Origin of the sequence: Halosimplex rarum (assembly GCF_047715405.1) — an archaeon.
Lineage (GTDB): Archaea > Halobacteriota > Halobacteria > Halobacteriales > Haloarculaceae > Halosimplex > Halosimplex rarum.
The window spans coordinates 68,746-94,099 of the sequence record NZ_CP180412.1 but is presented as its reverse complement, the minus strand read 5'-3'; the positions used below and the strand labels follow the sequence as shown (position 1 = coordinate 94,099).

The 25,354-nt window shown below is 68.2% G+C and carries 18 protein-coding genes; 8 read left to right on the top strand and 10 right to left on the bottom strand.

Annotated features, from left to right (window positions below; translation table 11 throughout):
* Window positions 1–57: 57 nt before the first annotated feature.
* Window positions 58–1,569, bottom strand: a complete 1,512-nt coding sequence (locus tag ACMGFH_RS00395; RefSeq protein ID WP_415380800.1) for a right-handed parallel beta-helix repeat-containing protein — start codon at window positions 1,567–1,569, stop codon at window positions 58–60.
* 220 nt (window positions 1,570–1,789) lie between these two features.
* Here ACMGFH_RS00395 and ACMGFH_RS00390 point away from each other — a divergent pair, with 220 nt between their 5' ends.
* From ACMGFH_RS00390 to ACMGFH_RS00370, 5 genes are all read left to right on the top strand, one after another.
* Window positions 1,790–3,085 carry a nucleotide sugar dehydrogenase gene (locus tag ACMGFH_RS00390; RefSeq protein ID WP_415380799.1) on the top strand — a complete coding sequence of 432 codons (1,296 nt, stop codon included), beginning with the start codon at window positions 1,790–1,792 and terminating at the stop codon, window positions 3,083–3,085.
* 168 nt (window positions 3,086–3,253) lie between these two features.
* Window positions 3,254–4,513, top strand: coding sequence for a glycosyltransferase family 4 protein (locus ACMGFH_RS00385; RefSeq protein ID WP_415380798.1), 1,260 nt, complete (start codon window positions 3,254–3,256; stop codon window positions 4,511–4,513).
* Between the two features lie 98 nt (window positions 4,514–4,611).
* Entirely contained in the window at window positions 4,612–5,844 is a 1,233-nt protein-coding gene (locus ACMGFH_RS00380; protein WP_415380797.1) for a glycosyltransferase family 4 protein, read from the top strand.
* Window positions 5,845–5,957: 113 nt separating this feature from the next.
* On the top strand, window positions 5,958–7,391 hold the full coding sequence (locus tag ACMGFH_RS00375; protein WP_415380796.1) for a hypothetical protein: 1,434 nt from the start codon (window positions 5,958–5,960) through the stop codon (window positions 7,389–7,391).
* Between the two features lie 275 nt (window positions 7,392–7,666).
* Window positions 7,667–8,695, top strand: coding sequence for a hypothetical protein (locus ACMGFH_RS00370; protein ID WP_415380795.1), 1,029 nt, complete (start codon window positions 7,667–7,669; stop codon window positions 8,693–8,695).
* A 170-nt stretch (window positions 8,696–8,865) separates the two neighbouring features.
* Here the strand turns inward: ACMGFH_RS00370 and ACMGFH_RS00365 are convergent, their stop codons facing one another.
* The 4 genes from ACMGFH_RS00365 to ACMGFH_RS00350 form a co-directional block, all read right to left on the bottom strand.
* Window positions 8,866–10,056, bottom strand: a complete 1,191-nt coding sequence (locus tag ACMGFH_RS00365; RefSeq protein ID WP_415380794.1) for a carboxylate--amine ligase — start codon at window positions 10,054–10,056, stop codon at window positions 8,866–8,868.
* A gap of 149 nt (window positions 10,057–10,205) precedes the next feature.
* Window positions 10,206–11,192, bottom strand: a complete 987-nt coding sequence (locus ACMGFH_RS00360; protein WP_415380793.1) for an aldo/keto reductase — start codon at window positions 11,190–11,192, stop codon at window positions 10,206–10,208.
* A 64-nt stretch (window positions 11,193–11,256) separates the two neighbouring features.
* On the bottom strand, window positions 11,257–11,676 hold the full coding sequence (locus tag ACMGFH_RS00355) for a disulfide bond formation protein B (protein WP_415380792.1): 420 nt from the start codon (window positions 11,674–11,676) through the stop codon (window positions 11,257–11,259).
* Between the two features lie 200 nt (window positions 11,677–11,876).
* A complete protein-coding gene (locus ACMGFH_RS00350; protein WP_415380791.1) occupies window positions 11,877–13,796 on the bottom strand; it encodes a beta-CASP ribonuclease aCPSF1 in 1,920 nt (639 codons plus the stop codon).
* Window positions 13,797–14,043: 247 nt separating this feature from the next.
* On the opposite strand from ACMGFH_RS00350, the gene ACMGFH_RS00345 reads away from it, so the two are divergent.
* A complete protein-coding gene (locus ACMGFH_RS00345) occupies window positions 14,044–14,580 on the top strand; it encodes a hypothetical protein (RefSeq protein WP_415380790.1) in 537 nt (178 codons plus the stop codon).
* Window positions 14,581–14,605: 25 nt separating this feature from the next.
* Here ACMGFH_RS00345 and ACMGFH_RS00340 read toward each other — a convergent pair whose 3' ends face one another.
* Window positions 14,606–16,039, bottom strand: coding sequence for a hypothetical protein (locus ACMGFH_RS00340; protein ID WP_415380789.1), 1,434 nt, complete (start codon window positions 16,037–16,039; stop codon window positions 14,606–14,608).
* A 71-nt stretch (window positions 16,040–16,110) separates the two neighbouring features.
* Window positions 16,111–17,247 (bottom strand): pyruvate dehydrogenase (acetyl-transferring) E1 component subunit alpha, encoded by a 1,137-nt coding sequence (gene pdhA / locus ACMGFH_RS00335; protein WP_415380788.1) that lies wholly within the window; start codon window positions 17,245–17,247, stop codon window positions 16,111–16,113.
* A gap of 466 nt (window positions 17,248–17,713) precedes the next feature.
* On the opposite strand from pdhA, the gene proS reads away from it, so the two are divergent.
* A complete protein-coding gene (proS, locus tag ACMGFH_RS00330) occupies window positions 17,714–19,168 on the top strand; it encodes a proline--tRNA ligase (RefSeq protein WP_415380787.1) in 1,455 nt (484 codons plus the stop codon).
* A gap of 71 nt (window positions 19,169–19,239) precedes the next feature.
* Here proS and ACMGFH_RS00325 read toward each other — a convergent pair whose 3' ends face one another.
* Window positions 19,240–20,547: a hypothetical protein gene (locus tag ACMGFH_RS00325; RefSeq protein WP_415380786.1), complete on the bottom strand. Its 1,308-nt coding sequence runs from the start codon at window positions 20,545–20,547 to the stop codon at window positions 19,240–19,242.
* Window positions 20,548–21,000: 453 nt separating this feature from the next.
* On the bottom strand, window positions 21,001–21,777 hold the full coding sequence (locus ACMGFH_RS00320) for a YihY/virulence factor BrkB family protein (RefSeq protein ID WP_415380785.1): 777 nt from the start codon (window positions 21,775–21,777) through the stop codon (window positions 21,001–21,003).
* 310 nt (window positions 21,778–22,087) lie between these two features.
* On the opposite strand from ACMGFH_RS00320, the gene ACMGFH_RS00315 reads away from it, so the two are divergent.
* Complete coding sequence (locus ACMGFH_RS00315) at window positions 22,088–23,449, top strand: aryl-sulfate sulfotransferase (protein ID WP_415380784.1); 1,362 nt, start codon at window positions 22,088–22,090, stop codon at window positions 23,447–23,449.
* A gap of 169 nt (window positions 23,450–23,618) precedes the next feature.
* Here ACMGFH_RS00315 and ACMGFH_RS00310 read toward each other — a convergent pair whose 3' ends face one another.
* Window positions 23,619–25,295, bottom strand: coding sequence for a hypothetical protein (locus ACMGFH_RS00310; protein ID WP_415380783.1), 1,677 nt, complete (start codon window positions 25,293–25,295; stop codon window positions 23,619–23,621).
* Between the last annotated feature and the right edge of the window lie 59 nt (window positions 25,296–25,354).

Below are 25,354 nucleotides of genomic sequence, written 5' to 3'. Positions count from 1 at the left end.
GGAGTCACCCCGACCGAACAGATGGGAGCCGGTCCTGTCGGCCGATGGGACCGGCCGTCACGGCCCAGTCTGCCCGGGGCCGCCGAGGTCGTTCGGCTCCGGGTCGTCGGACACGTTCGGTGTCCCGAACGTGAGGGCCTCCCGGTCGACCGTCGAGTTGTTCAGCTCGATCGGGTCGCCGGTCACCTTGATCGTGGACTCGGCGACGAGGCAGTCCTCGGAGTTTGTGAAGACGATGCCCTCGCGGTCGTCGCCGGACTGCTCGATCTGACAGTTCCGGAACGTCGTCCCGTGGCGGTCGGCGATGTCGACCGTCGCACCCTCCGACGCCTGTCCGGTGATCGTCACGTTCTCGAACGCGAGGGGCGCCTCCGTCCCGCCCCCGTTCGCGTGCGTCGCGTCGATCGCGCTGAAGTTGTCCCGATCCACCCGGATTCGGGTGTCCTTGATCGTCGAACTCCCGTGGTCGGGGTGGTAGGAGATGGCGCCGAACCCCTCGCCGGCGTCCTCGCCGATGTGGATGTCGCAGTCCTCGACTACCTGCCCGTTACGCGCGCGCAGGCGGATGCCGCGGACGTTCAGATCGCTCTCGGAGATGGTCGGCGGGACCTTGTCGACGACGACCGTTGCGTGTCTGACCGTCGACCCCGTCGACCCGATGCGGATGTTCGCGATGTTGTTGTTCTCGTAGCGACCGCCCCGGACGTGGACCGCCCCGTTGGCGCCGCGATAGCCGTCGTAGTTGGCGCCCGGCGCCGACGCGTACAGGCCGTTGTTCGGGAAGTTCGCGACCTCGCAGTCGCGGAACGTCACCGTCCCGGCGTGGTCCTTCCCGACGAAGATACCGACGCCGTTGCCGCCGTCGTGGCCGCCGTCGCGCGCCACGACCCGCTCGACGAGACCGATGCCCTCCTCGTCCTGGACGTCGAAGCGGTAGGCGACGTGCTTGCGACTCTTGTCCGTATCGGGCAGCTTCCCCTTCGTCCGGAGGTCCCTGGCGATGAAGTTCCCGTGCGTGACCAGTCGGAGCGAACCGCCGAACCCCGACTTGGTGTAGTCGAACGTGACTCCTTCGAGGAGCACGTCCGCGACGTCCCGGAAGTCGATGAACGCCTCTCGGAACTCCGCCCGCGGGACCGCGGGCCTGATGACCGCGTCGTCTCGGGGCAGGGAGGCGATACCGACGTTGCGGACGTCCCTCACGCGCAGCTCCGGGAGTTCGTACTCCCCCGTCGGGAAGTACAGGAGGGTGTCGTCGGTGTTGAGACCCTCCGCGACCACCTCGCCGACCGACGCGTCGCCGCTTGCGGCCTGGGCGACGTTGACGATCGAGTCGTAACGGTCGCCGTACCGCTCGACGATCTCGGGGACAGGGGTCGGGGAGGGCGACGGGGTCGGCGTGGGGGGCGCTGTCTCGGTGGGGGCGGGGTCTGTCGGCGTCTCGGTCTCGGGCGGTGTCGGTTCCACCGTCTCCTCGCCGTCCGAGCGGCACCCGGCGAGTCCCGCGGCCACCGCTGCAGCGATACCGGCGCGCAAGAAGCCGCGTCTCGTCCGCTCATCAGCAGGCATTCGTTGTTACTACCTTCCTCCGACTATTTGTTATGACGCTGGTACCGCTCGCAGCCGCCGCCTACGGCTCGCAGACGCGACCGGGATCCCGGATCCACGGCCGACCCAACCGTCGGACTCGCCGAGAGCGCGCGGTCGAACTCGACCGCAGGCCGTCAGGAGCCCTCTACGGCCGATAAGGCGGGGATAACAAAGCGCCAATCGAGCGAGGAGTCGGTCGATGAAGGTATCAGTGTTCGGTCTCGGATACGTCGGCTGCGTGATGACCGCCTGTCTGGCGAGCGAGGGTCACGAAGTCGTCGGGGTGGACGTGAACCCGGAGAAAGTCGAGACCGTCGCCGGAGGGGAGTCACCGATCGAGGAGCCGGGCGTGGGCGAAGCCATCGCCGAGGGCGTTGCCGAGGGGCGGATCGACGCGACGACCGACGCGACCGCCGCCGTGCTGGACTCGTCGGTCTCCTTCCTGACCGTCGGCACGCCGCTGGACGACACGGGTCAGTTGAGCACGACGAACCTCTACAACGTCGTCGACTCCATGGTCGAGGCGGTCGACGAGAAGGGCGACCACCGGGTCGTCGTCCGCAGCACCGTCCCGCCCTCGACGACGCGCAGCCTGCGCGAGTACATGGAGGCGAAGACCGCGGAGGGGACCGACGTCGACTTCGCGGTCAATCCCGAGTTCCTGCGCGAGGGCGCGGCGATGGACGACTTCTTCGACCCGCCGTACGTCGTCGTCGGGACCTTCGAGGGCGACGCCGCCGAGGATCTGGTGAACCTCTACCGGACGCTCGGCCTCGACGGCGACGTTCGCACCGTCGCGCCCGAGGAGGCCGAGTCGCTCAAGATGGTCAACAACGCGTTCCACGCGCTGAAGATCTGCTTCGCCAACGAGGTGGGGTCGCTCGCCTCCGCGGCCGGCGTCGACGGCCGCGAACTGATGGACCTCGTCCAGAGCGACCGGAAGCTCAACATCTCCGAGCAGTACCTCGACCCCGGCTTCGCCTTCGGCGGGTCCTGCCTACCCAAGGACTCCCGCGCGATCGCGACCATCGCCGCGGACAACGGCGTCGACGCGCCCCTGCTCGACAGCATCCCCGAGAGCAACGACACGCACATCGAGCGCGTCCGCGACCGCGTCGAGTCCGTCGAAGGGACGACCGTCGGCATCGTCGGCATCGCGTTCAAGTCCGACACGACGGACATGCGCAACAGCCCCGGCCTGCGACTGGCCAAGCAGCTCGACGACGACGTGCTGTTCTACGCGGACGGCATCGACCCCTCGGACGCGGTCGGCTCGAACCGCGACTACCTCGACAAGACGATGCCGGACCTGACCGACCGCCTCGTCGCCGACCCCGACTCGTTCCTCGACCGCGCCGACGTCGTCGTGTTCGCCAACGACTGCGCGCGCCCCGAACTGACGACCCGGCTCGACGACACGCCCGTCTGCGACCCCGTCGGGACCGTCCCCGAGGTCGCCGACGACGTCCCCGAGTACCACTCGGTCAGCTGGTAGTCGCGGACGGCGATCGGATCGGCCGACCGGCTGACCGACGGCTAACCGGTGCCGACGGTCCGCCAGCGAAAGGCCGACGGCGGCCCGCCGCCGAAACGGTCCCCTAACCGGCCTCCGGCGCGTTTAGCGGACTGTTACTAACGGTCACGAGGCCCCTCCCGGTAGCTGATGGATCAGCGTACTGACGAGCCGGCGGATCGACGGACGGACGGCCCGGCGTCGGACGGCCTGCGCGTCTGCGTCTTCACGAGCGCCCACGACGCGACGGACTCCCGGGTCGTCGGCCGCGAGGCGGTCTCGCTCGCGGAGGCCGGCCACGACGTCACGTACTACACGCCCTTCGACGGCGACTCGCCGGTCGAGACGGTCACGTACGGCGACGCCGAGGAGGGGTCGATGATCTCTATGGGAGCGCGGCTGCGCGCCGCCGCCGACGTCGCCCGCGTCCTCGTCGACACCGACTACGACGTCTACCACTTCCACGACGTGGAGTGTCTCCCCGTGGGAGCCTTCCTCTCGGTCGCGACGGACGGGACGGTCGTCTACGACGTCCACGAGAACGTCGAGGACACGTTGCGACACAAGCCGATCTTCCCCGAGCCGATCCGCCCGGTCGCCGCGAAAGCGGCCGGCCTCGTCGAACTCGGCCTCTCGCGCGTCGTCGACGAGATCGTCACCGCCTCGCCCGACATCGCCGAGCGCTTCGCCGACCGGGACCCGACGGTCGTCACGAACTACCCCCAGCGGCGGTGGGCCGAGGAGACGGACCCGAGCGCGGACATCGAGCCCGACGACGAGGGGCCGACCAGGCTGGTCTACCGGGGACTCCTCTCGGAGGGCCGCGGGATCCACACGCTGATCGAGGCGGTCGAGCGGATCCCCGACGAATACGACGTCGAACTGTCGATCGGCGGCAAGTACGACTCCGAGGACGAACGCGCGGGGATCGAGCGCCGCATCGAGGCCTCCGACCGGGTGGAGTTCGTGGAGTGGTTCCCGTCGCTGGAGGGAATGATCCACCACTTCCGCGCGGCCGATATCGGGATGATGTGCTTCCATCCCGACCCGAACAAGACCGACGCGGTCCACCGCTCGAACAAGCTCTTCCAGTACATGTCCGCGGGGCTGCCCGTAGTCGTCTCCGACATCGGCAGCTGGGGGGCGCTCGTCGAGGACGTCGGCTGCGGCGTCGCCGTCGAACCGGGGGACCCCGACGCCGTCGCCGAAACGCTCGTCTCGCTCGTCGACGACCCCGACCGCCGGACGGCGCTCGGACGGAACGGGCACCGTGCCGCGCTGGACCGGTTCAACTGGGAGAGCCAGCGGGAGAAGTTGCTCGGCGTGTACGACCGCCACACCCCCGCGCCGTACCGCGGTAATCCCGGCCAAGACGGCGCCGATTCCCCCCGCGTCGAACCGACCGATTGAGCCGATCCGGGTAACCGCCGCGTACTTATGGCTCTCTCGCCGGTCCAGTAGTTTGTGTACGCCACTACGAACGAGTTCGAGGCGCCGATGCACGAATCATGAGCGGCGAACGGAACTCGGTTCTGTTCGTCCACCATCGGGACATCTCCTCGTCGTACAGTTCGACCGCCGAACACTACGTCTCGAAGAAGATGGCAGCGTCGGCGACAGTCCACGTGCTCTGCCACGGGCGCCGGGACGTGGAAGACGGGGACGGCCCACCGGCGGACGTCACGTATCACACCGTCGATACGGGGTCGATCCCGGTCGTTTCGGGGGTCCTGTTCCACGTGCTGTGTCTGCTCTACGGGGCCGCGCTGGGGCTCCGATACCAGTACGACGCCGTCTATTCCTTCCAGCAGACCGTCCTCCAGGGCTGGGTCGCCGCGATGGCCGGGGGATCCCGGTTCGTCGTCGGCCTCGTGTCCGTCCCCGTCAGGCAAAAGCGGGACTTCGTCGAGTCCGGTACGGGTCGCGACGTGAAAGACCGACTCTCGGTCGCGATGAAGTCGCTCTACGCGGAGCTGTTCGGCGCGGTCCTCGTGCAGGCCACGGCGGTCGTCTGCCTGACGGAGGGGATCCGGCAGGTGACCGAGGAGGAGTACGGCGTCGACCTCTCGGACGCGTTCGTGATCGGGATGGGCGTCGACGTCGACACGTTCGCCGAGGGCGCCCGACGGGGCGCTGACGCCCGGAATCGCGACGACGACGCGGACCTCGTCGTCACGTACGTCGGTTCGATCGGGCTGATCCGGGGGATCGGCGACGTCATCGAAGCGGTCGCGAAGAGCGACCACGACGTCAGGTTCCGCATCGTCGGCGACGGGCGCGACGACACCATCGACCAGCTCAAATCGCGGGCTCGCGACCTCGGTGTCACCGACCGGGTCGAGTTTGTCGGGCTCGTCCCCCACGACGAGATCCCGCGCGTGCTCGGCGGGACGGACGTCGCCGTCTCGCCGCTGGGCGACATCGAGTCGTTCCGGATCAGCTTCCCCGGGAAGCTCCTGGAGTACATGGCTGCCGGGACGGTCGTCGTCGCGACCGACCTCCCGGCTCACCGGCAACTGCTGACCCACGGGGAGAACGGGCTCATCTACGACGGGTCGACGGAGGAGCTCGTCCGGACGCTCGACGCGTGCGTCGAGGGCACCGTCGACAGGCGGTCGCTCGAACGCGGAGCGCGGGCGACCGCCGCGGCCCACGACTGGGACGTCATCGTCGCGAGGCACGAACGCGTCCTGTTCGACTACCCCGTCGAACAGCGACGAGCCGCGCCCGTCTCCGCGTGACCTGCCGAAAGTCGGCGGCGGACCGGTCAGGTCGCCAATAACGGTAATTTTCACCCCCTAGACGACTCATACTTTATATTCCGGAGGGAGTCCCCACCCGTGTGAACCGAGCTGTGGACTCAATTCGGTCTATCGCGACGCGTGCAGGAGGTGACGGCGCCGGTCGGGACGCCTCCGCGGTCTCTATCGAGTCGGTCACCGTCGACGGCGGACGCATCGAATCGACGATCGAGTACAGCGACGACCTCCGGCCGTTCTTCGACGAGTCCCCCTTCTACGTGGAGTACGACGTCGACGTGTCGGACCTGCCGCCGTCGATCCTGTCGATCCCCGTGCTCGCGCAGGTCTGCCCCGTCGCCTGGACGGTCGGCGCGGACGTGCGCGTGCCGGTCGTCGACCGCCGCTTCCTCGACTCGCTGGAAGCGGTCGGACGCGCACTCTACGAGATGTACCCCTTCATCGAGGGGGGCCGAGTGATCGCCGAGCGTGCGCCGGAGTACGAGGAGCGCGAGGGGGCGCCGACGGGCGCCGAGGACCACCCCGCGGCGCGCGACGTGTCGGACGCCACCGACGGGGCGGGCATGCTGTTCACCGGCGGGGTCGACTCGCTGACGACGTACGTCCGCCACCGCGAGGAGGAGCCGACGCTGATCACCGTGCAGGGGTGGGTCGTCGGCGTCGACGACACCGACCGGTGGCAGCGGATGCGCGACCGGACGGAGGGCTTCGCCGAGCGGTTCGGCGTCGACGCCCAGTTCGTCCGGTCGAACATGCTGGAGTTCCTCGACACGACGATGCTGAGCGCTCACTTCCACGACCGCCACGACGGCGGCTGGTACAGCGCCGTCGGGTCCGGGCTCGGGTTGCTGGGCCTCTGTGCGCCGCTGGCCGTCGCGACCGGCATGGGCCGGATCTACGTCGCCGCCTCCGTCTGGCAGGGCATCGAGGTGCCGCCGGTGCTCGACCACTGGGACGGGGTCGCGATGCCGTGGGGATCGCACCCGAACATCGACGACGAGATCGCGTGGGCCGACGTCGAGGGCGCCCACGACGCGTTCGAACTCGACCGACAGGGGCGCATCGGGGTCGTCGCCGACTACGTCCGAGAACACGACTCGACCCTCCCGGTTTACTCGTGTTCGGCGTCGGAAGCGGCCGAGAACTGCGATCGCTGCGAGAAGTGCCTCCGGACGGCCATCGGGCTCGCGCTGGAGGGGCTGGACCCCGCCGATCACGGGTTCGACATCGGCCGGGACACCTTCCATCGGGCGGTCCGGAAGTTCGAAGCCGGCGAGTGGCTCAACGACGAACACGCGCCCTACCACTGGCAGGACTTCCAGACGCGGCTCTCGCCGGGCGACGACCTGCCGATGGACGGGTCCGAGGAGTTCCTCCGCTGGCTTCAGGACGCCGACTTCGAGGCGATAGCCGGCAGCCCGACGCGCGAGCGCCTCGTCCGAACGGCGGCGCGTCACACCCCCTATCCCGTCTACGCCGCGGCCTATCCGCTGTACGGCGCGGTCCAGAATCACCTCCCCGGGAACTGACCGGAGTCAGCCGGCCGAGCGGGCCGTCACGAGGGGGTGCGAAAACGGCCCGGTATACGGCCTGTACCGGCAACAATCTCCGTATAACAATTGGTTCATATCCGTAACCATTTGGCGAACGGCCGCCCGGCCCGGGCGGCTCCCAAGACAATGAGTGTGCCACCTCGCAGCAGACCGATTCGCCCTCACGGACTGTCGCTCGCCAACCGCACCGCTTCGCCCGCGCGGCGACGCCGGAGTCGCCCCCTCGGCGGCAGTCCCGTCCAGGTGGAGCGATGACGCTCGGCGACGCCACCGTCGTCGAAGAGATCGTCAGAGACGGCTGTTACGTCAGCGACTTCCAGTTCGACCCGCCGGACCTGGCCGCGCTCGCGGGCCGCGTCGACGACCTCTCGTTCGTCGACCTGCTTGACGTGGGGCCGGGGACCGGCTTCGGCACGACGACGCCGGAGCCCACGCCGCCCGACGCCCGCCACCTCGACATCGTCGCCGACGCGACCGACGACACGGGCCTCACGACGCTCCTGCTGCCGGGCGTCGCCGGCCCGAGCGAGGTCGACCTGATCGCCTCCTACGAGGACGCGTTCGACCTCGTCCGCGTCGGCGTCGACGCAGACGACCCCCACGCCGCGCGCCCGCTCCTCCGGGAACTCGCGGGCCTGGACGTGCGGACGAGCCTCAACCTGTTGAAGACGTACCTGGTCTCGCCGGCGGAGGCGATCGACGCCGCTCACTTCGGCGTCGAACACGGCGCCGAAGTGGTGTACGTCGTCGACTCGGCCGGCGGATTCACGCCGGAGGACGTCGGGAGGTACGTGACGTCGCTGACCGACACCGGCGCCGCCGTCGGCTACCACGGTCACGACAACACCGGCTTCGCCCTCGCCAACGCGGTCGCGGCCATCGACTGCGGCGCCAGCTACGTCGACGCCTCGCTCCAGGGGATCGGCCGGAGCGCCGGCAACACGCAGACGGAACTGCTCTGCGGTCGCTACCCGTCGGACGTCCCGCGCGAGGACTGGCGGCGCCTCCGCGAGATCGAGGAGGTCGTCGAGTCGGTGTATCCCGGCGAGTCCGGCGTCGCCGTCGACGACGTGCTCTACGGGCTCGCAGGCTTTCACTCGTCTTTCTCGGACCAGTTGCGCGCGCTCGCCGCCGAGTACGAGGCCTCGTTCGCCGACGTGCTCGTCTTCGCCGCGAAACACGACTGCTCGACCGTCGACGACGTGCGCCGCGCCTACGAGCCCGGCAAACAGGAGTCGACGCCCGTCCGGCCCGACGCGGCCGAGCCCTCGATGAACTGAGCGCTCGATCGACAGTCGATTTTCCGAACGCCGTTCGCCTCACTTCGCCAGTCCCGGACTCGACGAGTAGAGCGCGGAGAGCAGAGAGCAGAAAGGAAAGAACAGAGTAGAGAGGCGGAGAGGAAGGGCAGAGAGCGGAGAAGCGACTATGGCGGTTTCGAAGCCCGTTCTCAGACGAGCGTGTTCAGCGCGTCGCGGACGAACGGTTTCGGGTCGTCGAGCCGGAGGTAGTCGAAGCGTGGATGCTCGCGCAGCGACTCGACGACCGCGGCGAACGCCTCACGGCGGTCCGGCCGCTCGACCAGTTCCTCCGCGTCGAACAGGACGCTGTGCAGGTACGACAGTTCCCCGCGGAGGAGGTGACCGGCGGTACCGACCTCGTAGTCGCCGTCGATCTGCTCGCGCCGGCCGCTGGCGAGTTGCCAGTAGTGATACGGGAAGTCCGCACCGGCGCGCACGGAGAACGGCAGCGACGACCACAGGCGCGGGTTGATCTCCATCAGTTCGAACTCCCCGGTCTCCTCGTCACGCAGGAACTCCACCATCGCGAGGCCGTGCCAGTCGAGTTCGTCGAGCAGCGCGCGGCCGGACTCGCCGAGTTCGGGGATCGACACCGACTCGCGGAAAGCGCTCGGGCCGCCGGCGAAGTTGTACGCACGGACCTGCCGGTGCTGGAACGTCGAGACGGGCTCGCCCTCGTCGTACAGCGCGAAGAAGGCGTACTCGTCGGTCGTGGGCAGGAACTCCTGCGCGATGGGCGTGTGGCCGTTCTCGCGGCGGATCGTCTCGACGTCGGGTCTGTCGCCGTTGACGTACTGCGTCGAGGGCGGGTCGCGTGACTTCTCGGGTGGGTACTCGTCGACGTAGGCGTCGGCCAGCAGCGTGTAGCGGCCCTTGACGATCCACTCGCGGTCCCAGTCGTCGACGTCGTCGAGCAGGCGGGTGTCCGGGACAGCGACTCCCGCACGCTCGGCGATGTCGAACAGCTGAACGCGGTCCTGGACCTGTTCGAGGCCCTCCTGGGTCGGCCACTGGGTCTCGACGTGCGGTTCGAACTCCTCGCGGTAGCGCGCGAGTGTGTACACGTCCTCCTCGCGGACGGGGAGGATCGTCAGCACGTCCGGGCGCATCGCGAGGGAGAGCAGGGCGTCCTTGTAGGCGACGAGGTCCTCGTGCGGCGACGGGACGACGAGGGTCTCGCCGGCGTAGCGCGAGCGGAAGGCCGCGGCGTCGTCGTCCTCGGAGACGACGATCGTGTGGATACCGCGCTTCCCGAGCGACCGGACGCAGGCCACGCTGCTCGGCGCGTCGATAGCCGGCAGGACAACCGACCGCGGCCCGTCTGCAGGATCGATACTCATCTGCTCGCCGATTCACGCGACCGTGCCGTTAGTATAGACCGCTGGAACGGCAGAAGTGTTCGCCTACTGCACCGATCCGCGTCGATTCGCGCCGAACCCCCGCGTCGATTCCCACCGAATCCAGCGGCGAGTTCCGGTCGGCGGACCGGTCAGGCCTCGTCGGCCTCGGTCGCGTCGTCGATACGCGACCACTGGTCGTCGGAGAGCGACACCTCGATGGCGTCGAGGTTCTCGTCGAGCTGGTCGACGGTCCGCGCGCCGACGATCGGGACGCAGGTGAACCGCTCGTGGTCCATGAGCCAGCGCAGCGACACCTGGGCGGGCGTCGCGTCGACCTCGTCGGCGACCGCGCGGATCTCGTCCAGAACTTCCCAGGCCTGGTCGTCGAGGTACCAGTCCGTGAAGTGCTCGTCGAGGTCGCCGCGGGAGCCGTCGGGCGTCTTCACCTCGCCGTCGCCGACGCGCTCGTACTTGCCGGTGAGGAAGCCACCGTGCAACGGCGAGTACGGACAGACCGCGATGTCCTGGTCGGCGCAGACATCCAGGTACTCGGAGACGGGGTCACGGTAGGTCGCCGAATACTGGGGCTGGGTGACCGTGAACGCCTCGTAGTTGTTCACGTCGGCCTGCCAGAGACCCTTCGTGAGCTTCCAGGCGTCACAGGAGGAGATGCCCACGTAGTGGACCTTCCCCTCGCTGATCAGGTCGTCGACCGCCCGGAGCGTGTGCTCGATGGGCGTCTCGTCGTCGAATCGGTGCAGGTAGAGGAGGTCGAGGTAGTCCGTGCCGAGTTTCTCCAGCGACCCCTCGACCTCCGCGCGGACGTTCTTCTTCGAGAGGTTCTCCTGGAACCGGGAGACGTCCGACCAGTAGCACTTCGAGGCGACGACGTAGTCCTCGCGGTCGCGCTCGTCGAGCCACTCGCCGATCCACTTCTCGCTGCGGCCCTCGCCGTAGCCGTTGGCGGTGTCGATGAAGTTGCCGCCGCGCTCCTCCAGCGCGTCGAGGAGTTCGTGTGCCTCCTCGCGGTCGGTCTCCATGACGCCGCTGTCCTCGTGTTCGAGTCCGAACCGCCACGTCCCGAGACAGATGGGCGATACCTGCAGTCCAGTCGAGCCGAGTCGCACGTACTCCATGGTTGCATAGTGTGACGGCCGCGTGTTAACCGGTTGGGTCCCGGAAGCGCCTTCCGGCCGTCGGTCACCGCCTGTCGGCCCACAGCATCGCGACGGTCGCCGTGATCAGGACGAACGCGATCAGCGAGAGGTTCGGGATCGACAGGCCGACGACGCGCAGTTGCACGGCGGCGCAGCCACCGTCGAACGCACAACGGCCAGCCGACGATAGCTGCAGCCAGGAGTGATACGCCGCGAGGGCCGCGCCGCCGACCGAAAGGGGAAGGACCGTCCGGTAGACGCCGGTCCGGCGTTCGAGGAGCGCGACGCCGAGCACGACGACGAGGGGGTACATGAGGACCCGCTGGTACCAGCACAGGTCGCAGGGGACGAGCCCCATGCCGAGCGAGAAGTACAGGCTCCCGGCCGTCGCGACCGCGGCGACCAGCGCGCCGAACGCGAGCAGCGCGTGCGGGTCGAGCCGTTCGATGACGCGCCGGGTCACGGTCGACGGCTCGCGGGCCGCCTCAAAAGAACTTCCGAGTCGACGCTACCGCGGCGCAGGCGGTCCCTGCCGCGTCCCGTCTCAGGTCAGCCCGCTGACCGACCCACGGACGGTCAGACAGGTGCCGACGAGTGCGGCGGTGGAGCGGTCGCGAAAACATGCACCACGAAAGTCGGACGGGGAGAGAAGCGACGGCGGCGTTAGACGAAGCGGAACGTCTCGAGGTTCTTCGGCGCGAAGGTGCGCATGTTGAACTCGTGGTACAGCGCGGAGGACAGGTCCTGGGTCGAGGACTCGTCCCCGTGGACGCAGAGGACCTTCTCGGGGCGGGGGTTCATGGTCCGGACGAAGTTCTCGAGGCCCTGGCGGTCGGCGTGGCCGGAGAAGCCGTCGACGGTTTCGACGTCCATGTTCAGCGAGAGGGTGTCGGCGCGGCCGCCGCCGTCGTTGATGGGGATCTCGTCCCAGCCGTTCTGGATGCGACGGCCGAGGGTGCCCTGAGCCTGGTAGCCGACGAAGACCATCGTACCGTCATCCTGGCCGCCGACGTGGCGGAGCCAGGACATGATCGGGCCGCCCTCGACCATCCCGGAGGTCGAGAGGATGATGCACGGGCCGCCGTCGGCGACGTCCTGGCGTTCGTCCTCGCCGCCGTCGATGTGGTTGAACTGGTCGGCGAGGAACGGGTTCTCGTCGTCGTGGAAGATGCGGTCCCGGAGGTCGTCGCGGAGGTACTCGGGGTAGGTGGTGTGGATGGCCGTCGCCTCCCAGATCATCCCGTCGAGGTGGACCGGTACCTCGGGGATGTCGCCGTTGCGCATCGCCTCTTCGAGGACGAGCATGATCTCCTGGGACCGCCCCACGGCGAACGCCGGGATGAGGACCTTGCCGTCGCGTTCGACGGTGTCGCGGATGACCTCCGTGAGCTTGCGCTCGGAGTCGGCCTGGTCGGTCTGGTAGTCGTTGCGCCCGCCGTAGGTGGACTCCAGGACGAGCGTCTCGACCCGCGGGAACTCGTTGACGGCGCCGTTGAACAGGCGCGTGTCGTCGTAGTGGATGTCGCCGGAGAACGCGACGTTGTAGAGGCCGTCGCCGATGTGGAAGTGCGCGATGGCCGACCCGAGGATGTGCCCGGAGTTGTGGAGCGTGAGCTTGATGTCCGGCGCGATGTCGGTCACGTCGCCGTACTCCAGCGGGATGCAGTGTTTGATCGCCTCGCGGACCATCTCGGACTCGTAGGGCGGGGCGCGGCCCTCCTTGGCGGCGACGTCGAGGTAGTCCAGCGTCAGCAGGCCCATCAGGTCACGCGTCGGCTCCGTGCAGTAGATGGGGCCGTCGTAGCCGTACTTGAACAGGAGGGGGATGAACGCCGAGTGGTCGAGGTGGGCGTGCGTGAGCACGACCGCGTCGAGCGAACTCGGGCCAGAGCCGAGGGCTTCGGGAACCTGGAGGTACGGGACCTCGTCCTCGGCGCCTGGCTTGTCGCCGCAGTCGATCAGGACGCGCGTCTCCGGCGTCGAGAGGATGAAGGCGGCGCGGCCCACCTCGCGGCAACAGCCGAGGGTCGTGATGCGGACCCACTCGTCGTCGGACATCTCCTCGCGGTGGATCTGGCGGCCGATGCGTTCGAGGATGTCACGCCGCTCGTCCCGTTCCTGCTTGAGGAAGTTGCGGACGTTGTTGACCGTCGCCGACTCGATGGGCGGCGTGCGGACGACTTCGGGCGTCCAGCCGACCTCCTGGGTGATCTCCCGGAGCGTCGAGCCGTGGCGACCGATGACCATCCCGGGCTTCTGTGCCTCGACGACGACTTCGCCGGTGTCGTGGTGGAAGTCGAGGTCGGTCACGCCCGCGTCCTCGGGGATGATCCCCTCGATGGTCGCGCGGGCGTCGTCGGGCTCGGACAGCTCGCTCGGGTCGGGCCGGACGGTGATGCGCTTGCGGAGCTTCGAGGCGAGCCTGCGGATGAGGTCGCCGTTGCTCGCGAACGTCTTCGGATCGCGGGTGTACACCACCAGCTCGGGACCCTCGTAGGTGACCTCCGTGATGGAGATCTCGTTCGGAACTTCCTGTTCGATCTCTGCTCTGATATCGTCGAGTTGCTTGTCTACTTGACTCATAGCTGCGAAAACAGGGTCGGACCGGCCGGCCACCGGGCTCGGTGCGCGTTCGAGCGCTCACCGTCCCGATCGTCATGGCGTGCCTGCCGGGATCTGGAAACAATATTCATAGGTCGGTTTTCCTACTGGCGTAGTCCACTCCGGACCCTACACGGAAGTGTCCGGAAAACCGGCTTACCTCGGTCTAATCCCCCGGTGTTATAAAAGCCTTCGCAAAACAGTAGACGCTCCGACGCGTTCGGCCCGTATGCGCCTGACACCTGCGGTGGTCGCCGCCGAGCGCGAGTGGGTCCGCGAGCGCGCGCCGGTCGTCGTCGCGCTGATCAACGCGACACGGGTGGAACTCGGCGAACGCTTCGACACCGACGTGGCGAGCGTCGACGCCGAACAGTACCGCCGGGAGGTCGACGAGGTGTTCGCCGACGGCGACCGCGCGGTCAACGTCGCCGCGCTCGTCGGCCTCCTGCGCGATCTGGACGTCGAGGGCGACTATCCGGGCTTCGTCGTCGACGAACTCCTCGGCCGCGAACTCGCGGGGACGATCGCCGGGACCCAGCCGCTGCGACTGCTCGGTGAAGCCACTTTCCACTACGCGGACGTGGCAATCGAGGACGAGGCGGGCCCGGCCGCTGTCGAAGACGACGAACACCCGCCCGCCGGCGGCGGGGACGGAGACCCCGCCGGCCTCGACGACCTCGACGCCGCGCTCGCCGCGGGATTCCAGACGCGACTCCCCGGCTGGGAGTGGCGCGAGAGCGAGAGCCCGTTCGCGGTCACGGACTGAAACTCTCGAACGCTCGCCCGGCCAGCTATCGCGTACTGAACCACAGAGCGGCGTAGAACAGCACGACGGCCCCCACGGGATACCCGAGAGGGAGCAGTAGCATCGCCGCCAGACCGGTCAGGAGATCGCCCCCCTCAACGGTCGACGCGAACTGGAACAGCCACGGTCCCGCCGCCGCGGCGACGACCGCGACGGCGCGGTGGGCGGTTCGGCGCCGATCCGCGGCCAGATATCCCAGCGCCGAAAACGCGACGAACGGGAGGAGCGCGGCAGCGATCTTGGCGGACCCGGCGTAGGTGCCCCTGAAGTCCGCGGCGACGACCGCGGTGACCGCGGCGACGGTCGCCACCGACGCGATCACGGCGAAGACGTCGCCGCGCTCGAAGAACTCGCCGTCGGCGATCCGCTGCCCTATCGAGCGCCTGACGGCCGGCGTCTGGGACCGTGCGGTCACAGTAGCCGGCTGTCCGCCGGCTTCAGCCCGAGTCCCGGCTTCGTCCGTGCCGAATCGCGACCGAACCGACCGCGCCGCCAGCCAGATCCCCGCGACGGCCGACAGCAAGACCGCGACGGTGAGACCCGGCGACGGTGTCAGCCAGAGCAGTACGACGCCGATCGGGAGCACGAACGCTCCCGGCACGAGCATCTTGAACAGCCAGTCGTCGCCCGGACGCCAGCCGGTCTCGACTCGTCGCGGGTAGCTGTACGCGAACGCGGTGGCTAGCGTCGCCAGAACGAGGACCGGAACGAACGACGGGTCGAAGGCTTGCGGCCCCGCCCAGCCGAAGACGGTCGCGGCGACGGCCGCCCGGCCGTGGACCTGACTGCCGCTGTCGCCGAACACGAGGTAGGTGCGCGTCGACATCTCGTCGCCGTTCCAGACGACGCGATCACCCTGAACTGCCGCGCCCGGAACGTCGACGAGCGGCGTCGTTCCGTCGGGGCCGTGGACGACGAGACGGTCAGTCCCGATCCGGAACGGCGCTCGGTCGATCTCGTCCGACCGCGCCTCGCCGCCGGCGCGGAAAAACCGGTCTGCGACTACGGCTCCGAAGTGTCGCTCCGTCATCGATTCGACCCAGTAGGTGACGACGACCTCGTCGCCCTCGACCCGGGCCTCTAGATCCAGCCGCTCGAACGCCGCCCTGGAACGGTCGCTGTCGCGTTCGTTCGCTCGCAGCCGCTCGACGACTCGCTCGGCGGTCGTTCCGTTGATCCCGTCGCGGTTGCCGATAGTCATCCGGGCGACGAACCGCGCGTCGCCGCTCGCCCGGAGGTGAACGTGCGTTGCGCTCTCCTCGACGGCGGTCGCGCCGGACCCGTCGGCGACCTCCTCGACGACATCGACGCAGCCGTGACAGATGACTTCCTGCCTGGAGGCCGGTCCGCTACACCCCGACAGCAGCGCGAGCCCGGCGACGAGCAGTATCGCGGCAGCGAGCCTCCGACGGGACGACATACGGGCCGACTGGTTCGCCATTCAACAAGAGTCTTGCCCCGATCGCGGGTCGCGGCGCGCCCGCCGGCAGCTTACTCCCGAAGGAGCGCGTCGCCGTGGCGCTCCCGGAGCCGACGCAACTGCTCGCGCTGGTCGGCCATTCGTGACGGGAGCTCGTCGTGGACGTGCTCGAAGAGGTCGTCGACGTCGGGCGCGGCGCGCGACTCGGCTTCCTCGATGGCGTCGCCGACCCGCTCGTCGACCCTGTCGCCGACAGCCGCGACTTCCTCCTCGTCGAGCCGGCCGGTGTCGACGAGGAACGTCTCCAGACGGTCGATCGGGTCGCGCTCGCGCCAGTAGTCCACCTCGTCGTCGTCCCGGTAGGCGTCCGGGTCGTCCGAGGTGGTGTGAGCGCCGTAGCGGTACTCGACGGACTCGATCAGCGTCGGGCGGAGGTCTTCCGGGTCTGGGTCGAGCGCCTTCTCGCGGGCGTAGCGGACGACCGAGTAGACCGCCAGCGGGTCCATCCCGTCGACGCGGACGCCCTCGAAGCCGTAGGCGCGAGCCTTCTGGGCGAGCGTCGCGCTCGCGGTCTGGCGCGCCCGCGGGACGGAGATGGCCCACTGGTTGTTGTGACAGAGGAAGACCGTGGGCGCGTCGAAGACGCCGGCGAAGTTGAGTGCCTCGTGGAAGTCGCCCTCCGAGGTCGCGCCGTCGCCGAAATGTGAGAGGGCGACCGACTCGTCGCCGCGGTGGCGAGCGGCCATCGCCGCGCCGGTCGCGTGCGGGAGCTGCGTCGCGATCGGGATGGCCTCGGGCGCGACGGTCGGTCCGCCCGCCGAGCCGCTCGGGAGTTCGGCGCCCATGAGCCCGCGGAGGACGTCCGGGAGGTTGAACCCGGCGACCAGCCGGACCGCGTGCTCGCGGTAGGTGGGGAACACCCAGTCGTCGTCGGCGAGCGCGAGCGTGCTCGCGACCTGTCCGGCCTCCTGGCCGCTCATCGGCGCGTAGGTGGCGAGCCGGCCCTGGCGCTGCCAGCTCACCGCCCGCTCGTCGAAGCGGCGGGCGGTCCGCATCGCCTCGTACATCGTCACGAGCGATTCGTCCGAGAGGTCGGGCACCGTCGCGTCCGGGAGGAGGTGCCCGTCCTCGTCGAGGACGCGGACTTCGCCGGTCTCCTCCGCGTAATCGTTGGTCCGTACCAGATCGGTGTCTCGTATCGTGCTCATGGTGGGTCGTTCGTTGAGTCCGCAGTCGTGGGTCGCGAGCGCGCGAATGGGAGTCCCCACGGCGCAACGCGATCTGTCGGGGTTCGGTTCGGCGGCGGGGCGAGACGACGCGCTATCCGGGCGCGTCGCTGAGACGGCCGTCAGCGGTCTGTCGAGTGTCGAACTGCGAAAGAATCCGCCAGCCATGTACGGAACCGCGGGCGAACCGCACCGGATCGCTCGGAAGCCGGGGCAGACGCCGTCCGCGCAGCACTGGCGGAAGACATACGTGAAGCGAGGCGCCATTTACACTTAATAATTGTGTGAGATTCCGCACCACACCGCACGAACGTCCGCATTTCGCGACCGCCACCGCCGGTCGAAGTGGCCGGTGGCGGGAGCGCTCGACCGTCCGGTCGGCGGTCGGTGTGCGAGAGGGAACCGGGGCTTCGTCAGGTTCAAGAACGCGCTCGGCGATTTCCCGGTAATGAGCGGCGAGCAAGAGCTCGGGATAACCGAGAGCAAGGAGCATTCGACGGGCGAGTGGTACGCCGAAGTCGTGCAGAAGGCGGAGATGGCCGACTACGCCCCGATGGGCGGATTCATCGTCACCCGCCCGCGCGGCTACGCCGTCTGGGAACGCATTCAGGACCACCTCGACGGCTGGTTCAAAGACACCGGCGTCCAGAACGCCTACTTCCCCCTCTTTATCCCCGAGAGCTATCTCGAACGGGAGAAAGACATCGTGGAGGGTTTCGACCCCGAAGTGGCGTGGGTGACCCACGGCGGCTACGACGAGCTCGAAGAGCGCCTCGCCGTCCGCCCGACCAGCGAGTCCATCATCACCCCCTTCATCGCCGACTGGGTGCGCAGCCACCGCGACCTCCCGATGCGACTCAACCAGTGGTGTTCTGTCGTCCGCTGGGAAGCCACGGAGACCAAGCCGTTCTTCCGCACCAAGGAGTTCCTCTGGCAGGAGGGCCACACCGCCCACGCCGACGAGGACGGCGCCTGGGACGAGACGATGACCCGCCTCGACCAGTACGAGAAACTCTACGAGGACGTGCTCGCCATGCCGGTGCTGAAGGGTCGCAAGCCCGAACACGACAAGTTCCCCGGCGCCCACACCACGACGACCGTCGAGGCGCTGATGCCCGACGGGAAGTCCGTCCAGGGCGGGACCTCCCACTACCTCGGCACCTCCTTCGCCGAGGCGTTCGACATCACCTACAGCGACGAAGACGAGGAGGAGCAGACCGCCCACACGACCTCGTGGGGCCTCTCGTGGCGCTCGATGGGCGCGCTCATCATGACCCACTCCGACGAGCAGGGCCTCGTGCTCCCGCCCGCGCTCGCGCCCGAGCAGGTCGTGATCGTGCCCATCTGGCAGGAGGACAACCAGGACGAGGTCGTCGAGTACGCCGCCGACGTCGCCGCGGAACTCGACGAGGAGGGCGTCCGCGTTCACCTCGACGACCGCGACAACCGCAATCCCGGCTTCAAGTACAACGAGTGGGAGCTCAAGGGCGTCCCGCTCCGCATCGAGGTCGGCCCCAACGAGGTCGAGGACGAGGAACTGACGATGAACCACCGTCCCGACGGCGAGACCGTCGTCGAGAGCCGCGAGGACGTGGCCGACACCGTCGAGGACCACCTCGACACCGTCTTCGCGAAGCTGTACGCCAGTGCCGAGGAGACCCTGGAGGGCGAGATCCGCGAGGCCGACTCCCGCGAGGAGATCCTCGGCACCATCGGCCAGCACGGTGGCTACGTCAAGTCCGGCTGGTGCGGCGACGAGGACTGCGAGGAGCCCATCAAGGAGGCCATCGCCGCCGAGATCGCGATGGTCCCCCTCGACCGCGACGAGGAGCCCGTCCACGACGAGTGCGCCATCTGCGGCGAGGACGCCGAAGAGACCGCGTACTGGGCAAAGACCTACTGACGTCGACCGGTCCGTCCGTTTTCGGGACACCGTGGTTCGAACCGACGCGGACTCCGTTCCGGCGATCGGCGTCAGTTCCCGCTCGCCTTCGCCGCGCCCTTCTCGTACACGGGAGCGAGCGCGGCGTACACGGGATAGGGGACGTTACGCGCGAGCGCCTGCAGGACGTCGTGGTGGACGGGCGGATTCGAGTCGGCGACGAACGAATCGACGTCCGCCGTCGATAGCCAGCGGAAGAACTCCGTCGCGCCCGCGACGGGGAACGCCTGATCGAGGTCGATGTGGCCCTGCACGTCTCGCCACATGAACCGCTCGTCCGCCCCCATGGTGAACGCCCCGCGCTCGAACCCGCTGCGGATCGCCTCGAACGTCTCCGGGGACGTCTCGTATCCGAAGTCGTTTGGGTCGAGGCCCGCCAGGAGCAGTCCACACATCGTCCGGTAGCACTTCTCGCACTCGTTGCAGTTCGCTCCCGCGTCCGATTCCGTGCACGTCCGGAGGGTGAGGTCCACGTCTTCCGAACGGACGTAGTCCGCGATGAGTTCGAGTTTCTCCTGTCGGCTCAACTCGTAGCCGTCGTGGTGACACTCCGTGTGCCCCCAGCGGACCCGATTGTCTATCTTCGGGTGCGACCCCCACGGCTCGGCGAACTCCTCCGTGTGGGTCGCGGCCATGTGGACGGTCCCCAGTCCGAGTTTGTAGGCGAGGGGCGCTGTCAGGCCGAGGAGGCCGAGTCCGTGACCGACGGAACTGTACCACGCGCCGTCGACGTACCGCTGGTAGTGCGCCTGGAGCATCCGCGTGTCCAGGAACGACAGCATGTTCGACCGAACGTACCGGTCTTCGACCCCGTGTTCGTCGGCGAACCGAGCGATCTGGCCACGCACGTTCTCCCAGCGCTCGTCCTGGTCGTCGCCGATGACCCAGCCCTGGACGCTGACGAGCGTCGGATCGGCGTCCCGCGTGCGGACGTAACTCGCCACCGAGTCCACGCCGCCGCTGAACAGCAGTCCCTCGCCCTCGAACGACGCCGGATCGCGCTCTCGCCGCGTGTCGACGACCTTCTCGGCGCGGATCTCTCCGCCCTCCATGAACGCGGGGTACATCTCGACCAACGCGTCTCGGACTTCTTCGAGCGCGCGCAGAAATCGGGCGTCCACGACCGGTACCGACACGTCGGCACCGTTCGCCCACGCCACCGGACAGACCTGCGCGAGCGCCGGGATCACCGAGATGGACGGTGGCACGTCGGAGACGTCGACGTCGTACTCGACGCGGAAGCGCTCTCCAGTGAAGAACCGACGGAGCCGGTCGGGCGGTGTCACGTCACACTCGATCACCGATGACGCTGTCGTCGGGGGAGCGATCTCGTGCGTCATACCTCGTCTCGTCGGAGTGGATCGGAGCGCCGTCGCTGGCCGTCTCTCTCTGACAGTGTTTTAGCCATGCCGTGATCGCCAGATTGCACGGGTCCGTGTTAGTTGTTGACGGACTACCGGAACGGACGAACGATAGGGGATGGAATACGGCCAGACAACGACCATCTACGCTCCGATCGCCACTCCCTAATTCACCGCTTGAGCGGTTTTGACGCCCGATCCGACGCGCCACCCGGAAAACGCCTTACTCGAGCGCGGCTCCCCGGATGCCGTCCCGATAGCGCCGTTCGTGCCGTCGGCCGACAGGGGCGTGCGTCGAACGGCGGGCGAAGCCGTGTTGGCGACCGCGGTGAGGTCGTCGCGGTCGTCATGGTCGTCGCGGTCGTAGGGGCTGATCACCCCGGAGACGGCGACTCGATCCCGGTGGTGCCGTCGCGGACGTCTTCGGGGAGATTACGACGTTCGTATCGCCGTCCCCCCTCGAACGGCGTTCACCGCCGCACCGACCAGCACGACGATGCTGGCGAAGTACAGCCAGGTGACGAACAGCAGCACGGCTCCGATCACGCCGTAGGCCGCGAACCGGTCTGCGCCGGACGCGTAGATCCGGAACCCGATCTGCAGCAGCACCCACCCGACCGCCGCGACGACCGCGCCCGGCAGCACCCCCTTCACGGACACCTCGACCGGCGGGAGCACGTAGTATATCGGCAGGAACGCCAGCGCGAGCACGGCGATCAGGACGACCGTCCCGAGCACGTTGACGAACGGGATCTCCAGCGATAGCACCGAGAGCGCGACGCCGACGGCGACGACGAATCCGACGGCGAGTGCGATACCGACGATGACGACGAGGGCGTCGCGGACCTGCTCGAGCAGCGACGCCTCGACCTCGTCCGTGTACACCTCGTCGAACGCCTGGTCGAGACCGCGGAAGAGCTTCAGGGCGCTCCACGTCAGCGTGACCAGGCCGACTACGGATGCGGCCCCGCGTCCGGTGGTGTTGGTCAGCGTCTGCGACACCGTCTCCGCGCCCGAGGCGGAGAGTTGCTGTTCGAGCATGCTCGTCACCTGATCGGCCAGCGCCTCACCCCCGACGGCCGACGCGACGACGACGGCGAGCAGGATCAGCGGGATGATCGACACGAATCCGTAGTACGCGATCCCCGCCGCCAGAAACGTGAGATTTCGGTCACGCGCGAGCTCGACGACGGAGCGAACTGTCGACATACCTCTCGTAGCGGCTCTATTCGGTTGAAACCGAGGCTGGCGCAGGAAAGCGTCTCTCTGTCGGTGGCGAGCCGTAGGGTAACCGGATGAATTCGCCGTAGAAGCCCCCTCGCGTTCGATATCCGTCACACAGGCGACCGCGACCGGACGAAACGACCCCCCTCAGTCGGTTCGCCGGCACGGACTCGTCGGACAGGGCTGTTCGAACGCCGCTCGGTGTTCGAGCGGACACTCACGGGCGAACTCTCGGGCCTCATGACTGAGTGCCGATAGGAGGGCTTATTTCGGTAAGCGATTCACGCGTACACGAATGGCAGAACTGTCCCGGCGTTCGACAGTACGGATCGGCTTTGCTCTGGGCATCGTCGTGGGACTCGTGTTTCTCGGGGCGAGTTTCGTGACGGCCGGCGAATCGGCCACGTCCGCTGCAAAGGACCAGAGCGACCTCTCGATGGACGAGCGGGACCAGATCGCGCCGCCGACCGAGAACATCACCGTGGTCGCCGGCCAGGGCTTCGGCGATCAGCCGGGCGACGCGATCACGGCGTTCCGGCCGAACGGGACGCTCCTCCGGTACAACAACACCTACGACGAGTATCACGACGTCGACCCCGTCGAAGGGACCAGTCACACGGTCCTGTACGTCGCGGCGAACCACGTCGGGAAGGACGCCTGCGGCGCCACCACGAAGTGTACGATCAGCGTCATCGAGGAGATGAACCTCTCGACGGGGGAGACCACGCGACTGCACCGGTCGGTCGCGCCGCGGAGAGTGGGGGACAACACCCACGACGTCGACCGCATCGACGAGGACAGACTCCTGGTCGCGGACATCGCCTACGACCGAGTATTCGTTCTCAACGAGACGACAGAAGAGATCGAATGGGAGTGGGAGGCACAGACCGACTTCCCGATCAGCGGCGGCGGGCCGTATCCCGAAGACTGGACGCACGTCAACGACGTCGAGGTCTTACCGGACGGCCGATTCATGGTCAGTCTCCGTAATCAGGACCAAGTCGTCTTCCTGGAGCAGGGGACCGGGCTGCTGGAGAACCAGACGCTCGGGGCCGAGAACGACTACGACGTGCTCTACGAGCAGCACAATCCCGACTACATCCCCGAATCGCGTGGGGGCCCCGCCGTTCTCGTCGCGGACAGCGAGAACGACCGGATCGTCGAGTACCAGCGCGAGGACGGCGGTTGGGAGCAAACGTGGGAGTGGAGCGACGGTGAAGCGGACTGGCCGCGAGACGCCGACAGGCTCCCGAACGGGAACACCCTGATCGTCGATTCCAACGGGGGCCGCGTCCTCGAAGTGAACCAGTCCGGGGACATCGTCTGGCAGATCGAATCGAAGTCGGTCTACGACGCCGAGCGGTTCGAGACCGGCGACGAGAGCACCGGCGGTGAAAGCGCGAAGTCCCTCGGACTCGAGTCGGTCTCCATCACTCGGACGGAGTCGCCGACGATGTCCCAGCGAGTACGGAGCGTCCTCCCCCACGAGATCAACGGCGCGGTCGGGTTCGTCAAGCCCATCTGGATGTCGTTCTCCGACGTCGTCGTCTCCGTCGGGATACTCGGACTCGTCCTCTCCTGGGCGGGCATGGAACTGTGGATCCGACGACACAGCGTGGTCGTTCGATCCCCGATATCGATACGCGAGAGCCGGTAATTCTGGGTCGACAGTGCGCTTCCATCGGTCTCGTCCCGCGCCGATCCTCCGGATGGGACGGCCGAAACGCGACGGACCGGTCAGTCCCGGCGCGATGGCGGAACCGATTCCGAGTGACGCCGCGGTAGCTCTCGATATCGCGGGAACTGTGAGCCGATCGACGGGCAGTTCATTCGTTCCGACCGCCCGAGCGAGCCGCCTGGACGGCCAGCGCACCGACGACGAACGCCGCCGCGACCGCAGCGAACCCGAAGCCGGGCCCCTCGGTGCTCGTCGATTCCGTCTCGGACTTCGTGGCACCGTCACGCGCTGTCCCGACGGTCAGCGAGCCCGCCTCGGCGTCGTTCACGGTCACGTCTCCCTCCACCGCCGGGAACTCGACGGAGACGTTCCTCCGAGCGTCCGGCGGGACCCGGACCGTCTCGTTGGCGACCGGCCGACCGTCGACCGCGACCGACAGGGTGTGTAGCGCCGTCCGGTTGCCGCGGTTGACCAGCGTGGCCTCGACGGACGCGTTGTACCCGGTACGCACCCAGTCGGCGAGCCCGCTCGCGGCGACCACGTCGACGTCCCCGGACCTGGGGGCGAGTTCCCCGCTCGCCGGCACGGCCGTCCGATTCCGAGCCGTCGGTGAGCCGCTGACGGCGTCAGATTCGACCACCGTCACCGTCGGGAGCTCCGTCCCGTCGACGGCGAGCGCGTGGTCGCCCACCCCGTCGAACGACCGCTCGAACGTGAGCAGGTCTGACTCGCCCGCGTCGAGCCTGATCCCCTTCGCCGCTACGAGTTCTCCGTCGACGCGGAGCGTGACGAGTTCCCGTTCGGCCCGGTCGCCCCGATTCGTCACTCGCGCCTCGACCACCACGGAGTCGTCGGCGGTAACCGTCCGCTCGCTGAGTCGCGTCCGGACGATCTCGAACGACTCCGTCGCCGTCTCGTCGGGGGCCGGAGTGGCCGTCGCCGCCTCCGTGGAGGCGCCTACTCGCGGCGTCACCGTCGGCGTGTCAGTCGCCGCCGGCGTCTCCGTCGGCGACGGTGTTGACGTCTCCGTCGGGGACGGGGTCGACAGTTGCGTTTCCGTCGGTGTGGAGGTCGGGGTCGGTGTCTCAGTCCGCGTCTCCGTCGGAGTGGAGGTCGCGGTCTGCGTCTCCGACGGCGTTGGTGTCCGCGTAGCCGTCGGCGACGGCGTCGCGGTCTGCGTTGCCGTCGCCGTTTGAGTGGCAGTCGGAGTGGGCGTCTTAGTCGGGGTGGGCGTCTCAGTCGGAACCGACGTTGGCGTCTCAGTCGCCGTCGCCGTGGGGGCCTGCGTTATCGTGGCGTTCGGAGTCGCGGTCGGTGGATCCGTCGTCGTCGCTTCGCTTCCGTCGTCGCTCTCGTCGTCGTCCCACCAGCCACTTTCGTCGTTCTCATCGTCATCGCCATCTCGTTCGTCACCGTCCCGCTCGTCCTCCTCTTCGTCGTCTCCGTCATCGTCGCGCTCGCGCTCATCTTCCTCCTTGTCCTCGTCCTCGTCTTCTTCGTCCTCTCTTTCCCGTTCCTCTTCCTCCTCGTCTTCGTCCTCTTCGTCGTCTTCATCGCCCCCGTCATCGTCGCGCTCGCGCTCGTCTTCGTCATCTTCGTCTTCGTCGTCCTCTCTTTCCCGTTCGTCCTCCTCTCCGTCGGGTTCGTCCGTGGCGAGCAGGGACAGCGGGCCGTCCGCGGACGCGGAACCGCCGTCGGAGACGGCGGTTCCGTCGCCGCTCAGTCCGATCGTCGAGACCGCTCCGGTCGCGACGGCTGCTCCGCCGAGCGCGGCGACGCTCAGGAGTACGACCATCGCGAGTCGCGGCGAGGCGACGCGTTCCATGGTTGAACGCCGCGCGAATCACCAATTGTTAATGGCCCGTGAGGTCGAGTAACGTCCTC

Excerpts from the sequence above, each read along its gene's own strand:
- ACMGFH_RS00395 (WP_415380800.1), bottom strand. The coding sequence starts at position 1,569 with ATGCCTGCTGATGAGCGGACGAGACGCGGCTTCTTGCGCGCCGGTATC.
- ACMGFH_RS00390 (WP_415380799.1), top strand. The coding sequence starts at position 1,790 with ATGAAGGTATCAGTGTTCGGTCTCGGATACGTCGGCTGCGTGATGACC.
- ACMGFH_RS00385 (WP_415380798.1), top strand. The coding sequence starts at position 3,254 with ATGGATCAGCGTACTGACGAGCCGGCGGATCGACGGACGGACGGCCCG.
- ACMGFH_RS00380 (WP_415380797.1), top strand. The coding sequence starts at position 4,612 with ATGAGCGGCGAACGGAACTCGGTTCTGTTCGTCCACCATCGGGACATC.
- ACMGFH_RS00370 (WP_415380795.1), top strand. The coding sequence starts at position 7,667 with ATGACGCTCGGCGACGCCACCGTCGTCGAAGAGATCGTCAGAGACGGC.
- ACMGFH_RS00365 (WP_415380794.1), bottom strand. The coding sequence starts at position 10,056 with ATGAGTATCGATCCTGCAGACGGGCCGCGGTCGGTTGTCCTGCCGGCT.
- ACMGFH_RS00360 (WP_415380793.1), bottom strand. The coding sequence starts at position 11,192 with ATGGAGTACGTGCGACTCGGCTCGACTGGACTGCAGGTATCGCCCATC.
- ACMGFH_RS00350 (WP_415380791.1), bottom strand. The coding sequence starts at position 13,796 with ATGAGTCAAGTAGACAAGCAACTCGACGATATCAGAGCAGAGATCGAA.
- ACMGFH_RS00345 (WP_415380790.1), top strand. The coding sequence starts at position 14,044 with ATGCGCCTGACACCTGCGGTGGTCGCCGCCGAGCGCGAGTGGGTCCGC.
- ACMGFH_RS00340 (WP_415380789.1), bottom strand. The coding sequence starts at position 16,039 with ATGTCGTCCCGTCGGAGGCTCGCTGCCGCGATACTGCTCGTCGCCGGG.
- pdhA (WP_415380788.1), bottom strand. The coding sequence starts at position 17,247 with ATGAGCACGATACGAGACACCGATCTGGTACGGACCAACGATTACGCG.
- proS (WP_415380787.1), top strand. The coding sequence starts at position 17,714 with ATGAGCGGCGAGCAAGAGCTCGGGATAACCGAGAGCAAGGAGCATTCG.
- ACMGFH_RS00325 (WP_415380786.1), bottom strand. The coding sequence starts at position 20,547 with ATGACGCACGAGATCGCTCCCCCGACGACAGCGTCATCGGTGATCGAG.
- ACMGFH_RS00320 (WP_415380785.1), bottom strand. The coding sequence starts at position 21,777 with ATGTCGACAGTTCGCTCCGTCGTCGAGCTCGCGCGTGACCGAAATCTC.
- ACMGFH_RS00315 (WP_415380784.1), top strand. The coding sequence starts at position 22,088 with ATGGCAGAACTGTCCCGGCGTTCGACAGTACGGATCGGCTTTGCTCTG.
- ACMGFH_RS00310 (WP_415380783.1), bottom strand. The coding sequence starts at position 25,295 with ATGGAACGCGTCGCCTCGCCGCGACTCGCGATGGTCGTACTCCTGAGC.